Here is a 13729-nt window from a genome sequence, read left to right as displayed (position 1 = left end):
TGCTTTGGGAATGTGCTGGTGTCGCCTTTTCTGCTGGGGTTTTGCGGCGAAAATAATGTGAATTTGGCGTTTTTTACGGAAAACGGTCGTTTCTTGGGGCGGCTTCATGGGCGGCAGAGTGGTAATGTACTGCTGCGTCGGGCGCAGTATCGGGTGTCAGAGCAAAACCCCGTGCCGATTGCGCGCAATATCATTGCGGCGAAGATTCAGGCGAGTAAGCGGGTGCTTCAGCGGCAGATTCGCAATTATGGTGAGAATGCAGCGATTCAAAGTGCGGTCGATTCTTTAAACATTTCGCTGCGGCAGTTGAAGGGCGCGACGGAGCTGGACGTGGCGCGCGGCATTGAGGGCGATGCGGCGGCGCGTTATTTCGGCGTATTCGGGCAGCTTTTGAGCGAAAAAAGCGGTTTTGCTTTTGACGGGCGCAACCGCCGTCCGCCTAGAGACGGGGTGAATGCACTGTTGTCGTTTGTGTACAGCATCTTGGGCAAGGACATCAGCGGCGCGCTGCAAGGCGTGGGGCTGGACCCGCAGGTGGGCTTTCTGCATGCCGACAGACCGGGGCGCGACAGTTTGGCGCAGGATATTTTGGAAGAATTCCGCGCGTGGTGGGTAGACAGGCTAGTGTTGTCGCTGATTAACCGCGGGCAAATCAAACCACAGGATTTTGTTACCGAGACAAGCGGCGCGGTAAGCCTGAAAGCCGATGCACGTAAGCTCTTGTTCCAAGCCTTGCAGGCGAAAAAACAGGAGAAAATCGTTCATCCGTTTTTGGGCGAAGAAGTGGAAATCGGGCTGCTGCCGTATATTCAGGCAATGCTTTTGGCGCGGCACTTGCGCGGAGATTTGGCGGAATATCCGCCGTTTTTGATGAGATAAGCCATGTTAATGCTGATTACTTATGATATTTCTTTTGACGACCCAAACGGGCAAGCACGATTGCGCCGTATCGCAAAACATTGCTTAGATTACGGCGTGCGGGCGCAATATTCGGTCTTTGAATGCGATATCACGCCTGACCAGTGGGTCATGTTGAAAAATAAACTGTTGGAAACCTACGACCCTAAATGTGACAGCCTGCGTTTTTATCATTTAGGTAGTAAATGGCGTAATAAAGTGGAGCATCATGGGGCAAAACCAGCAGTAGATGTATTTAAAGACGTGCTTGTCATTTAGTTCGGTAACCTGTTGTTCTCATTAAAACCCTGATGGGATAGCGATCTTTATTTTCTTTAACAATTTGGATGAATTAATCTATTTGTATAACGACGATGCGGCCGTTATACTGACTAAACTCCTTATTATAAAATCAGTTAGCGAAGTACAGTGTTTAACCTGCTGATTTTTCTTACTTTTTTATGTAGGGAGCAGCCGCCTCCGTGCGGCTGTGTGTTGAAACCCGCTCAACAGATTCCGCCAACTCACGCAATGCTGGCAGCCGCCTCCGCGCGGCTGTGTGTTGAAACATTGAGTACATGCAGGAGGATAAGGTGGATAACTGCAGCCGCCTTTGCGTGGCTGTGTGTTGAAACATCTACCATAATTTTTATGGTAGGTCGAATACGGCAGCCGCCTTCGCGCGGCTGTGTGTTGAAACACCATGCAAGAGTTAGTCGCTCGGATGGCGACAAGCAGCCACCTTCGCGTGGCTGTGTGTTGAAACTACTGCTTGAATAATGTCGTTGGAAATGCTGACGCAGCCGCCTTCGTGCGGCTTTGTGTTGAAATACGCCTATCATTTCGGCGTATAAATGGATTGGCGCCACTTTCTCGCGTTCTGTGAGCCATGTTTTCGTGCAACAAGTTGCACGCTATGAAGGATATTACATTTTCTAAGTCTTGCGTTGTCAGTTACGTTTAAACGTTTTAAAATCGCCTCATGTGAGTTCAAGGTTAGCGTTGAACTTGATCTTAAATGTGAATATTAAATTATCTGCCATGAGGTAACCTTTATGGATAAAGAGATTGATGTCCGTTGGATTGGTTGGGTGGTTGTGTTACTACCGTATGAAATCGGCTTATTGTTTATGTTGTTCGGTTCAGCGACATTGGTTCAGGTGCTGTTTTTCGGCACCTTGTTTTATGCCCTTCTGTGGGCAATCGTTGCTTTCTTCCGCAATCCTAAAGATGTCATACTGCTTTTGATTATCGGCTCAAAACTTTAAAAGTCGACCGCACTTTAAGATGCGCTGAGTACTGTATGACGAGTGTGATATTGTTGTGCGATTTATTGATGGATAATAGGGATAATGGCGCTGTATTTTAATTTTCTACGTAACATAAGATTTAACCGATAGCCTCTGATTTCCTTGATGTATTTTTTGCCATTAAATTTTAATGAACATATCACCGTTGTTGTAGTGTAGAGCAGGGGAGTCCTTAATCAAAAGGCCAAGTCCTGTATTAAACTTAGCCTTTAGATTAAATAGATTCTATTTGGGAGAATGAATTATTATTCTGCTATCGGGATAATTTTTGTAGCGTGGGAACCTTTGTCGCCGTGAATGACTTCAAATTGTACTTTTTGACCTGCTTTTAGAGAGCGGTAGCCTTCCATTTCAATAACAGAATAGTGTGCAAAAATATCGGTATCACTGCCTTCTGCAGAAATAAAGCCAAATCCTTTTGCATTATTAAACCATTTAACAACACCAACTTCCATAATTTACACCTCTTATGGTTTTAGTTCTTCTCGAACCACATTTACTTCAATAAGACATACAGCCCTATCACCTTAATTTGCTGGTGATCATCTTTAAATAAATTTACTGTGTATGCAATAAGAAAAGTTTCAAAATCAAACAGAGATCACAAAAATTCATAAAAATAATGTGCAAAAACCCTTCAGCTATTCTTCTTTGATGGCGAATTATTTGTGATTTTGTGTGTTTTTATTCTGTTCCCGTAATTGTTTTGCCACTAAGGCAATAGCTTCTCCGCTGCCAATGCCTTGCGCCATGAGTTCTTGAATTTTTTCAACGGCACGTTGTTGCTGTTCATGGGTGAGATTTAGCAAATCGTTGTCTAGCATTTTTGTCTTTCCTTTCATTTAAAAGTGCGGTGATTTTTTGCAATGTTTTTACCATTGAAAAGTCTGCATGAGATTTTGCCATTGCGCATCCAGTCCAGCTTGAATTGTCATCGGACGTTGAGTCAATGGATGAACAAAGGTTAATTTTTCTGCGTGTAACAGTAAACGGGCGCAGCCGGTGTGTTCCATTAATGCACGATTTTGATGCAAATCGCCATATTGTGTATCCCCTAAAATTGGGTGAAAAATATGTTTCATGTGACGACGCAACTGATGCTTACGTCCGGTTTGCGGAATTAAACGCACAAGAGAATAACGGGAAGTGGCATAACGCCCTACACCGTAAGGCATTTCCACGGTCTGCAATCCTTCGTAAAAAGTGAGCGCACTTTGTGGCGCTTTATCCGCTTGGGAGAATTTATCGGCAATTTTATCTAACTGAACCTTGAGCGGATAATCAATTTCGCCATGCTCTGTCACATATCCTCTCACTACCGCGAGATACTGCTTTTCTATTTGTTTTTGCTCAAACTGTTGGCATAACATATTCGCTATTTCACTGTTTAAGGCAAACAGCAGAACGCCGGATGTTGGACGATCTAAGCGATGAATCGGATAAACGCGCTGCCCGATTTGATCGCGCAAAGTTTGCATCACAAATTGGGTCTCATGGCGATCAAGCCAGCTGCGATGTACCAACATGCCTGCCGGTTTATTGACGGCGACCAATACCTCATCTTGATATAAAATCTCTAACATGGTTGTTGCAGCAGCTTTTCAATTTCTATGATCGGGATTAATAATTCCGCTAAATAATCTTCTTCTTTCAATGCCTCTTCTAAATAAGGGCTAATCGCAATTTGGCTTGGCAAGGGCGCCTGACTTTCCAATAGGGCGTACATACGTGGAATAAAAATCCATTGCAGCCATTCTGTTGGGTGCATTGTATCCAGTGCAAAAGGTTGTTCGCTTAAAAAAGCCTCTGCGTTTGGCGGCATACTTTGCCATAATGCCAAACGTGTCATTGTATGCTGTAAATGTTGTAAATGTAATCGAGTTTGTTGATGCATAAAACACCTCATAAAATAAGCGCGTCATTGTAGAAGATTTCATGCTTTTGCGCCAGTTACACAAATTTCGTGTAAAATTTCACTTTTTATATTAACGTGATCCATTATGTATTTAATTGAAGCCTTCTTTTCTCTCCAGTCGAGTGATTTTTCATTGGAAAAACAAGCCCATTGCGTTAATCAAGTAATTGAACAATGGCGTTATAACGGACAGATTATTGGACGTGAAATTCCACAATTTCTTGCCGAGCAGGAAAATCAACAAGGCTTGGCAGTGCGTGTGACTTGTCCTGAGCAAACTTCATTATTAGCGGAATTTAACAATCAGCCGGTCACACAAGCCCTTCTAGAAGCAGAAAAGTGCGGTGTGTTTTTCGAGAGTTTTCAAATCGTTGCGGAAGATCTTAATTCTGACATGACCGCGACAGAAACGCCTTCTTGGCAATTGCTCTATACGACCTATTTGCAGTCTTGTTCCCCTTTACATAGCGGTGATACGTTGCAACCGATTCCATTATATAAACAGCTAAAAAACATACCGCACTTGGCAATGGATATGATCAAGTGGCAAGAAAATTGGCAGGCGTGTGATCAGTTGCAAATGAATGGTTCGGTGTTAGAACAAGAGGCCTTGGCGCAAATTAGCAATACGCAAACTCCATTGTTCAAACATGGCTATTACCTCGCTCAAGAAATCACTCGCCAAAGTGGTATTCCCACATACTATTATTTGTATCGAATCGGCGGAGAAAGCCGAGAAGCTGAGTTAGACTCCCATTGCCCCTTATGCAAACGGCCGTGGACGCTGGAGCAACCACTGTTTGACTTCTTATATTTTAAATGCGATCACTGCCGTCTTGTTTCCAATCTTTCATGGCACTGGCAATAACCCTCATCGTAACAGGAGGCTGAAATCATGGCTGAGCATACAATGAAAGATGAGAAAAAGTAGCCTTGGGAGTATCGATAAAGTTAAAATTTAAGCAATTAAATGCATTAAGGAATTTTTTGCTTGCAACAACGAGATAAATCCTTATAATCGGCATCCGTTCTCAACAAGAAAACTTATCAGTGTTGCCTGGGTGGCGAAATTGGTAGACGCAGCGGATTCAAAATCCGCCGTTGAATAAACGTGTCGGTTCGAGTCCGACCCTAGGCACCAATGATAAGTTTCTGAAGAATGACAAGCCGCTTTTGAAAGCGGCTTTTTTGTTATTTAAATAATGAGAAATCAATAACTTACAATCCTATTAAAATTCTCCCTCTTTAAAGATACTGTATATATTTACATTTTATTTACTGTTCATTTATGATCTGTTTAGATCATAAATGAAGTGAATTTGCACTAAAATTGCCTATTTATTTTAATAAATCTTTTAATCCGGCTTTCATGGCGGACATTTGGCTTTCGTATAGCGCTTTTTTCTCACGCTCATCAATCATATACATGATGGTTTCTGAGAGCGTCATTTTCATTTTGCGAGAATATTTGGATAAACGTAGCCAAACGGCATATTCCAAATCAATGGATTTTTTCTTGGTAGATTGTTTTTCAGCATTAAAAAAACGCTTTCTTCTGGCGCGGATGGCTTGATCGAGTTTTGTCACCAATTCTGGCGCTAAATGGGTTTTTATCCATTCTTCAATTTTTTGCGGATAGTTTTGGCAGCCGATGAGTTGTTTTACGATGTCTTCTTGTAAACTTTTTTCCGTGTAACGGGTGATGTTTTCCCCTTCACGGGCTTTTTTGGTTAAATAGACCCATTTCCAATGCGCTTCTTGATTTTCTAACTTTTGGTATTTCATTTTTCTATATGATTTTAGTGACGTGGTAACTGTGTAACTATACGCTTTTTGTGGCGGATTTTCCAGCAAATTTTCCTCGATACGCATAAATATGCGATAATGTTTGCCAAACAACCTTTAACTTAGAGAGTCGTCGTGTCTTCATCTTATAATACTTTACCTTGGCAGGAACTTCGTCCAACATTGAGCGTGACGGAAATCCCTTCACATTCTCAAGATTTTTTCGCATTACAACCCCGCGCAGAAAAAGCGATTCGTCATTTCATTAAAAATTCCCACCGCACTTTATTGGTGCTTAAAGCGGATGATCAGGCAGAATATGCGCTGTTATTGGAACAATTGATTCAATCAGAAAAGCCCGTGCCGGAGTTATGTGGTGTGCAATATGTGATTGAACAAGGGGATTCCTTTTCTTTTCCACGCATTTTTGCAGAATCTGCGCAGTCTTATAATGACAATTTTGCCGCACAAAAAAGCGTGGCAAGCGCGTTATATTTCGATCAGTTTCAGTTATTTGGCTCCGTGAAAATTCACGCGACCTCGCACGACATTCAACTTAACCCCGGTTTGGTTCATCAGGTGAATGGCGGTGTTTTAATTGTGACTGCCGGCGCATTATTGGCGCAATTTGATTTATGGCAACGGCTCAAACATATTCTCACCACCGGCGTGTTTAACTGGTATTCTGCGCATCCGTTTAAAACCTTGCCTTGCGATATTCCGAGTTATCCGTTGAAGTTAAAAGTCATTGTCTTAGGCAATCGTACAGAATTGGCGACATTGGAAGAGTTGGAAGAAGATCTTTATCATTTGGCGGATTATGCGGAAATCGAGAGTTATTGCCGTGTTGCCAATGCGGAGCAACAGCAACAATGGATGGGGTATGTTCAGTCCGTAGCACAACAACATCAATTGCCGATGTTGGAGTTGAGTGGCTTTAATAAACTATATCAATTATTGGTACGTGATAGTGAAAACCGCGACTTGATTAATATCTCGCCGTTGATGTTAAAAAATATCTTGACGGAGACGGCGCTTTTAACCCAGTCCACCTCCTTAAGTGCGGTGGATTTTGAGCGTTATTTTTTACATAAAACCGAGCAATTTGGCTTTTTGCGTGAACAAACTTACGATAGCATTTTGCAGGAACAAATTTATGTGGCGACCGAAGGCGAAATGGTAGGGCAGGTTAACGGTTTGTCCGTCATTGAATATCCCGGGACGCCGTTAGTTTTTGGTGAACCTTCCCGTATTAGTTGTATTGTGCAATATGGGGATGGTGAAGTCGTGGATGTGGAGCGCAAAACCGAATTGGCGGGGAATATTCACAGCAAAGGCATTTTAATTGCAGAAGCCTGTTTGGCGAATATTTTAGAATTGCCTTCTCAGTTGCCGTTTTCGGCTTCCTTAGTTTTTGAGCAATCTTACGGCGAAATTGATGGCGACAGCGCATCTTTAGCCGGCTTTTGTGTGTTGGTCAGTGCCTTGTCCGATTTGCCGTTGCCACAATCCATTGCCATTACCGGGGCGATCGACCAGTTTGGTTTGGTGCATTCTGTCGGAGGCGTAAATGAAAAAATTGAAGGCTTCTTCACCATTTGTCAGCGTCGCGGACTGACCGGTAAACAGGGCGTGATTATTCCGAGTGCCGTAGTGAATCAATTGAGTTTATCTGAGGCGGTTATAAGTGCGGTGAAAAATCAGACATTTTTTATCTATCCCGTAGAAGCCGTAGATCAAGCCTGTGAAATTTTGTTACAACGTGACTTAGTGGAACAAGATGATAAAGACTATACACCGGATACACTGCCATTGGCTCGCTTAATTCATCAACGCATTAATCAATATGCCGATCGGCAGTCACATCGAGAGGGTTTTTGGGATTTGTTGTTTTCCCGCAAAAGCCATTAATTCAAAATTGCCATTAAAAATTAACTGATCGGACAAGTTAGGCGTACAAGTGTTAGCTATTCTAAATGCAGTGAGGCTTTGTTAGAATCCGCGCAACGTTTGTATTTTAACAACACATTGACTTTTTATAGGATTTTAATAATGAACACTTGTACACCAAACATTAAAGACAGTTATTCTTACGAAGATTTATTAGCCTCCGGACGTGGAGAACTGTTTGGTAAAGAAGGGCCGCAACTTCCTGCGCCAACGATGCTAATGATGGATCGTATTGTGAAAATGACTGAAGATGGTGGTACATTTGGTAAAGGTTACATTGAAGCCGAACTTGACATCCATCCTGATTTACCGTTTTTCGCTTGTCACTTTATCGGCGATCCCGTTATGCCGGGCTGTTTAGGCTTAGATGCTATGTGGCAATTAGTCGGCTTCTTCCTTGGCTGGGTTGGTGGCAAAGGCAAAGGTCGTGCGTTAGGTGTCGGCGAAGTGAAATTCACCGGTCAGATTCTGCCAACCGCCAAAAAAGTGGTTTATCGCATTAATATGAAACGTGTCATCAACCGCAAATTAGTGATGGGCATGGCAGACGGCGAAGTAGAGGTGGACGGTCGTGTTATCTACACCGCAACAGATTTGAAAGTCGGTTTATTCCAAGATACTTCCAGTTTTTAACCGCGAAACGATATAAAATGAGAAAGCGAGATCGAAGGATCTCGCTTTTGTTTTAATAAGATGTCATTGATGTCACGTGATTTTTTGACGGAGATCACTAATTTTAACTAAAAGCGTTGTAATTCTTTCTGCCTCTTCTAGAATACTCATAAAGCGTTAGTTTTAGGCTGTATTTTGTTGTAGGTGCGTATGCAAGTTTTCAATTCTCTAGCACAAATTGCCGAAACAATCGGTGTTTCTTCTTCTCGTTTAGCGTATTTACTGATAGACGCGCGTTTAATTTATGCCCCTCCTGAAATACGGCATGATTTCACCGCACTTTTGCAACCGCCAAGTCATCGGATAAACGCAGTATTTTATGAGGCTTTCACGCGCATCTCTCTTGTTTTATTCATATTGTCATTCGCTCATCATCGCTTAAACCTTTCAGCTTCTCGTCAAAGAGAAACCTTTCCAATTCACCAACACGCGCTTTTACCATTCAAGTTGCCTTGTTTATTGGCGTTGAGCGATATGCAAATCGCGTTCATTTTCTCTTTAATTAATCAAGCCCGCAGAGCTTAGCGAGGATTTATTATGACTCAACTAGTAGCGCAATCCGTAATTAATCAATTCTTTGATGGAACACATTCTGATCCTTTTTCCGTATTGGGTATGCACGAAACTGATAACGGCATTGAAATTCGTGCTTTATTGCCGGATGCGTGTCGTGTCAGCGTCATTGATAAAGAAAATCAAGACACCGTCTGTGAATTGGATTGCTTAGATGACAGAGGTTTTTTTGCCGGTGTTGTGCCGAAAACCCATGATTTTTTCGCCTATCAATTACAAGTGTATTGGGGCAAAGAATCGCAAATCCTTGAAGACCCTTATCGTTATCATCCAATGATTAATGATTTGGATGAATGGCTTTTAGCTGAAGGCTCATTCTTGCGTCCGTATGAAGTGTTAGGGGCGCATTTTATCGAATGTGATGGTGTTTCCGGTGTGAACTTCCGTTTGTGGGCACCGAACGCGAAACGAGTTTCTGTGGTGGGGGATTTCAACTATTGGGACGGACGTCGCCATCCGATGCGCTTACATCCGGCAAGCGGCGTATGGGAATTATTCCTACCGAAAGTTGCATTAGGGCAGTTGTATAAATTTGAATTAATTGATTGCCACGGCAATTTACGCTTAAAAGCCGACCCTTATGCCTTCAGTTCACAGTTACGTCCTGATACAGCGTCACAAATTAGTGCGTTACCGGACATCGTACCAATGACAGAAGCCCGCCGCAAAGCCAACCAATGGGATCAACCGATTTCCATTTATGAAGTGCATTTGGGCTCTTGGCGCCGTAATTTAGAAAATAACTTCTGGCTAGATTACGATCAAATCGGCGATGAATTGATTCCTTATGTAAAAGAAATGGGCTTTACACACATTGAGTTTTTGCCTCTTTCCGAATTCCCGTTTGACGGTTCTTGGGGCTACCAACCGCTAGGGCTGTATTCTCCAACCAGTCGTTTTGGTACGCCGGAAGGGTTTAAACGTTTAGTGGAACGCGCTCATGAAGCCGGCATCAATGTAATTTTAGACTGGGTGCCGGGGCATTTCCCAAGCGATACCCATGGTTTAGTGGCTTTTGACGGCACGGCATTATATGAACACGCCGATCCGCGCGAAGGATTCCATCAAGACTGGAACACGCTCATTTATAACTATGGTCGGAACGAAGTGAAAAACTTCTTATCCAGTAACGCTTTATATTGGATTGAACGTTTCGGGATTGACGGTATTCGTGTCGATGCGGTGGCATCCATGATTTATCGTGATTACAGCCGTGCCGAGGGAGAATGGATTCCGAACCAATACGGCGGACGGGAAAATTTAGAAGCCATTGAATTCTTAAAACACACCAACTGGAAAATTCATAGTGAAGTGCAAGGGGCGGTTTCCATTGCGGAAGAATCGACCTCGTTCGCGGGTGTAACACATCCAACCGAAAACGGTGGTTTGGGCTTTAATTTCAAATGGAACATGGGCTGGATGAATGACACCCTTTCTTACATGGAAAAAGATCCGGTCTATCGCCAATATCACCACAACCAAATGACTTTCGGCATGGTGTATCAATACAGCGAAAACTTTGTGTTACCGCTTTCCCACGATGAAGTGGTGCATGGCAAATATTCCTTAATCGACAAAATGCCGGGGGATGCGTGGCAAAAATTCGCGAACTTACGTGCTTATTACGGCTATATGTGGGGCTATCCGGGTAAAAAATTATTGTTCATGGGAAATGAGTTTGCCCAAGGTCGTGAATGGAATTATCAAGAAAGTTTAGATTGGTTCCTATTGGATGAAGGTATTGGCGGCAGATGGCACATCGGCGTACAACAATTAGTGAAAGATTTGAATAAAATTTACCGCGAAAACGCACCGCTCTTTGAACTGGATTCTGATCCGCAAGGTTTTGATTGGTTGGTGGTGGATGATGCGCAAAACTCCGTCTTTGCCTTTGAACGACGTAGCAGCAAAGGCGAGCGCATTATTGTGATCAGTAACTTTACGCCGGTGCCACGCCATGATTATCGTATGGGCGTGAATGTTGCCGGTCAATATCACGAAATTTTAAATACGGATTCATCTTTTTACGAAGGCTCAAATCTTGGTAACTGCGGTGCAGTGGAAAGTGAGGCGATTCCAAGCCATGGACGAGATCATTCTATTTCTGTTTCGATTCCGCCATTGGCAACCCTCTATTTGAAATATCAAGGATAAGGCATGGTTGCAGTAAAAAATCAGGGCAAGGCTTATCCCTTCGGTTATAGCCAATATGAAGAAAACGGCGAGCAAATCACTAACTTTGCACTGTATTCTTCTGTGGCGGATGCCGTGGAGTTGTGCTTGTTTGAGAACGGTAAGAAAGAACAGCGTTTCGCTATGCATCGTAGCGAACATGTTTGGCATATTGCGCTTAGTGGCGTTACTCAGGGGACGCAGTACGGTTTTAGAATCACCGCCGAAAATGACCGCACTTTGGCTAATCCAAACAAGCTCATGCTTGATCCTTATGCGAAAGCCGTGGTGGGAAAACCGGATTTAAGTTCAGCAGAAGTGCGGTCGATTTTTCAGTTAAATGATCCACGAGATAACGCTGAATTTGCGCCGAAAGGTCAAATCATTGAGACGGCATTTGACTGGCAACACGATAAAGCCCCGAAAACGCCTTGGGCTGAGACGGTAATTTATGAACTCAGCGTAAAAGGCTTTAGCCAATTACGCACGGTTCTACCTGAAAAATTACGCGGAACCTATGCTGGTTTAGCTCACCCGCAATCTGTGGCGTATTTAAAAGCATTAGGTGTCACCGCCGTGGAGTTGTTGCCGATTAATTACCACATAAACGAACCGCACTTGCAAGAAAAAGGATTACAAAATTATTGGGGTTATAACCCGTTGGCCATGTTTGCCGTAGAGCCAAAATATTGTTCCGAAGAAAACCGTGAAAACCCGTTATATGAATTCAAAAGCATGGTGAAAGCGTTACATGAAGCGGGCATTGAAGTAATTTTAGATGTGGTATTTAACCACACGGCAGAATCGGAAAAACCGTTCCCAACCTTTAGCCAACGTGGCATTGATGATCGGACGTATTATTGGCAAAACGAGCAAGGCGAATATATTAACTGGACGGGTTGCGGCAATATGCTGAATTTATCCAATGACATCACCCGAAAATGGGTAGTGGATTGCCTGCGTTATTGGGTGGAAGAATGCCACGTAGATGGTTTCCGTTTTGATTTAGGCACGGTGTTAGGGCGTGAGTCACCGGATTTCAATCCACACGCCAAACTGTTTGATGACATAGCTCAAGTGCCAAGTTTACAACAAGTGAAATTTATCAGCGAGCCTTGGGATATTGGCCATTACGGTTATCAATTAGGGCATTTTCCCCATTATTTTGCCGAATGGAACGATCGTTTCCGTGATGATATGTGCCGCTTTTGGTTATGGAAAAGTGGGGAAGTGGGCGCATTTGCCGAACGTTTTGCCGGCTCAAGTGATCTGTTCAAGCGAGAATCGCGCTTGCCGCACACAACCCTCAATTTTATTACGGCACACGATGGTTTTACGTTGCGCGATTTGGTCAGTTATAACCATAAGCATAACGAGGCGAACGGTGAAGACAATCGCGATGGTCGCAATGAAAATTACAGTTACAACCATGGCATTGAGGGCAGTCAATTAGATCGAAATGACGAGCACCAAAGTGCGGTAGAAAATCAGCGCGTTTTAGCGCAAAGCGGATTATTGGCAAGTTTGCTACTAGGCAACGGTACACCAATGTTGCTTGCTGGCGATGAATTCGGCAACACGCAATTCGGTAACAATAACGCCTATTGTCAGGATAATGAAATCACATGGCTGAAATGGCAGGATTTCAATCAGGAATTATTTGACTTGACCAAACAACTGATTGCAACACGAAAACAAATTCAAAGTTTGCAACGGGATGTTTGGTGGTCGGATGAAAATGTCACTTGGCTCAATATTGAGGGAGAATCAATGCTAGCCAAGGATTGGCATCATCGGGAAAGCAAAGCGCTGCAAGTGGTATTAGATCAGCGATGGCTTTTTTTAATCAATGCGAAAGCAGAATCGCAGTCTTTTACATTGCCAAACGAGATAAATGGTCAATGGAAAGCTAAGGCAGGAACAACAAACTTAACGATTCAACAACAGCAAGTTGAAGTGGGTGGTATGGCGTTTTGTGTGTTGGAAAATATGGATAATTAAAAAATAACGGAGTTTATTATGAAAAACGGTCTTTCCCAACTTCCTAACAAATATGATTTAGTCAAAAATACGCTTGTGCTGATTTTAGCCGGTGGTCGTGGCTCACGCCTGCACGAATTAACGGATAAACGTGCAAAACCGGCACTGTATTTTGGGGGAAATCGCCGAATCATCGATTTCGCGTTGTCCAACTGTATTAACTCCGGTTTAAACCGCATTGGGGTTGTCACGCAGTATGCTGCCCACTCTTTATTACGCCATTTGCAAAAAGGGTGGTCTTTCTTGCCACAAGAACGGGGTGAATTCATTGATATGCTCCCGGCGCGCCAACAAATTGATGATTCCACGTGGTATCGTGGCACAGCCGATGCGGTATATCAAAACATGGCGATTATTCGAGATCACTACAAACCGAAATATATTCTCATTCTTGCCGGCGACCACATTTATAAAC

The 13729-nt window shown here is 43.2% G+C and carries 15 protein-coding genes and 1 tRNA gene; 11 read left to right on the top strand and 5 right to left on the bottom strand.

Annotation, left to right across the window (positions count from 1 at the left end):
- The 3 genes from cas1c to QZ106_RS06815 all read left to right on the top strand — a co-directional run.
- Positions 1-879, top strand: an 879-nt coding sequence (gene cas1c / locus QZ106_RS06825) for a type I-C CRISPR-associated endonuclease Cas1c (protein ID WP_295975881.1), incomplete at its 5' end; no start/stop codon positions are given.
- Between the two features lie 3 nt (positions 880-882).
- Positions 883-1176 carry a CRISPR-associated endonuclease Cas2 gene (gene cas2, locus QZ106_RS06820; RefSeq protein ID WP_295975879.1) on the top strand — a complete coding sequence of 98 codons (294 nt, stop codon included), beginning with the start codon at positions 883-885 and terminating at the stop codon, positions 1174-1176.
- A gap of 776 nt (positions 1177-1952) precedes the next feature.
- Positions 1953-2165, top strand: coding sequence for a hypothetical protein (locus tag QZ106_RS06815; protein WP_295975877.1), 213 nt, complete (start codon positions 1953-1955; stop codon positions 2163-2165).
- 287 nt (positions 2166-2452) lie between these two features.
- Here QZ106_RS06815 and cspD read toward each other — a convergent pair whose 3' ends face one another.
- From cspD to QZ106_RS06795, 4 genes are all read right to left on the bottom strand, one after another.
- The gene (gene cspD / locus QZ106_RS06810; protein WP_021616176.1) at positions 2453-2662 is read right to left on the bottom strand and encodes a cold shock domain-containing protein CspD; all 210 of its coding nucleotides are present in this window, start codon (positions 2660-2662) and stop codon (positions 2453-2455) included.
- A 207-nt stretch (positions 2663-2869) separates the two neighbouring features.
- The gene (locus QZ106_RS06805) at positions 2870-3031 is read right to left on the bottom strand and encodes a YoaH family protein (protein WP_033002552.1); all 162 of its coding nucleotides are present in this window, start codon (positions 3029-3031) and stop codon (positions 2870-2872) included.
- Between the two features lie 48 nt (positions 3032-3079).
- Positions 3080-3790 (bottom strand): tRNA pseudouridine(65) synthase TruC, encoded by a 711-nt coding sequence (gene truC / locus QZ106_RS06800; RefSeq protein ID WP_295975873.1) that lies wholly within the window; start codon positions 3788-3790, stop codon positions 3080-3082.
- Positions 3784-4101 (bottom strand): YqcC family protein, encoded by a 318-nt coding sequence (locus QZ106_RS06795; protein WP_295975871.1) that lies wholly within the window; start codon positions 4099-4101, stop codon positions 3784-3786. The genes truC and QZ106_RS06795 overlap by 7 nt, the downstream gene beginning before the upstream one ends.
- Positions 4102-4207: 106 nt before the next feature.
- Between QZ106_RS06795 and QZ106_RS06790 the strand changes: the two genes are divergently transcribed.
- Together QZ106_RS06790 and QZ106_RS06785 are read left to right on the top strand one after the other, a co-directional pair.
- Entirely contained in the window at positions 4208-4990 is a 783-nt protein-coding gene (locus tag QZ106_RS06790; protein WP_295975869.1) for a Zn-ribbon-containing protein, read from the top strand.
- A gap of 187 nt (positions 4991-5177) precedes the next feature.
- A tRNA-Leu gene (locus QZ106_RS06785) sits at positions 5178-5263 on the top strand.
- 197 nt (positions 5264-5460) lie between these two features.
- On the opposite strand, the gene matP is transcribed toward QZ106_RS06785, so the two are convergent.
- On the bottom strand, positions 5461-5907 hold the full coding sequence (matP, locus tag QZ106_RS06780) for a macrodomain Ter protein MatP (RefSeq protein ID WP_295975867.1): 447 nt from the start codon (positions 5905-5907) through the stop codon (positions 5461-5463).
- Between the two features lie 135 nt (positions 5908-6042).
- Here matP and QZ106_RS06775 point away from each other — a divergent pair, with 135 nt between their 5' ends.
- From QZ106_RS06775 to QZ106_RS06750, 6 genes are all read left to right on the top strand, one after another.
- The gene (locus tag QZ106_RS06775; RefSeq protein ID WP_295975865.1) at positions 6043-7818 is read left to right on the top strand and encodes a Lon protease family protein; all 1776 of its coding nucleotides are present in this window, start codon (positions 6043-6045) and stop codon (positions 7816-7818) included.
- A gap of 141 nt (positions 7819-7959) precedes the next feature.
- Entirely contained in the window at positions 7960-8490 is a 531-nt protein-coding gene (gene fabA, locus QZ106_RS06770; RefSeq protein ID WP_005700570.1) for a bifunctional 3-hydroxydecanoyl-ACP dehydratase/trans-2-decenoyl-ACP isomerase, read from the top strand.
- A gap of 189 nt (positions 8491-8679) precedes the next feature.
- Positions 8680-9054, top strand: coding sequence for a hypothetical protein (locus QZ106_RS06765; RefSeq protein ID WP_295975862.1), 375 nt, complete (start codon positions 8680-8682; stop codon positions 9052-9054).
- A gap of 12 nt (positions 9055-9066) precedes the next feature.
- A complete protein-coding gene (glgB, locus tag QZ106_RS06760) occupies positions 9067-11256 on the top strand; it encodes a 1,4-alpha-glucan branching protein GlgB (RefSeq protein ID WP_295975860.1) in 2190 nt (729 codons plus the stop codon).
- A 3-nt stretch (positions 11257-11259) separates the two neighbouring features.
- Entirely contained in the window at positions 11260-13275 is a 2016-nt protein-coding gene (glgX, locus tag QZ106_RS06755; RefSeq protein ID WP_295975858.1) for a glycogen debranching protein GlgX, read from the top strand.
- An 18-nt stretch (positions 13276-13293) separates the two neighbouring features.
- Positions 13294-13729: sugar phosphate nucleotidyltransferase (locus QZ106_RS06750; protein WP_295975857.1), on the top strand; the 436-nt coding region annotated here is incomplete at its 3' end.

Source organism: uncultured Aggregatibacter sp. (genome assembly GCF_901873365.1).
Taxonomy (GTDB): Bacteria; Pseudomonadota; Gammaproteobacteria; order Enterobacterales; family Pasteurellaceae; genus Aggregatibacter.
Note: the sequence above shows the minus strand (reverse complement) of the source record. Positions and strands in the feature narration are given on the sequence as shown.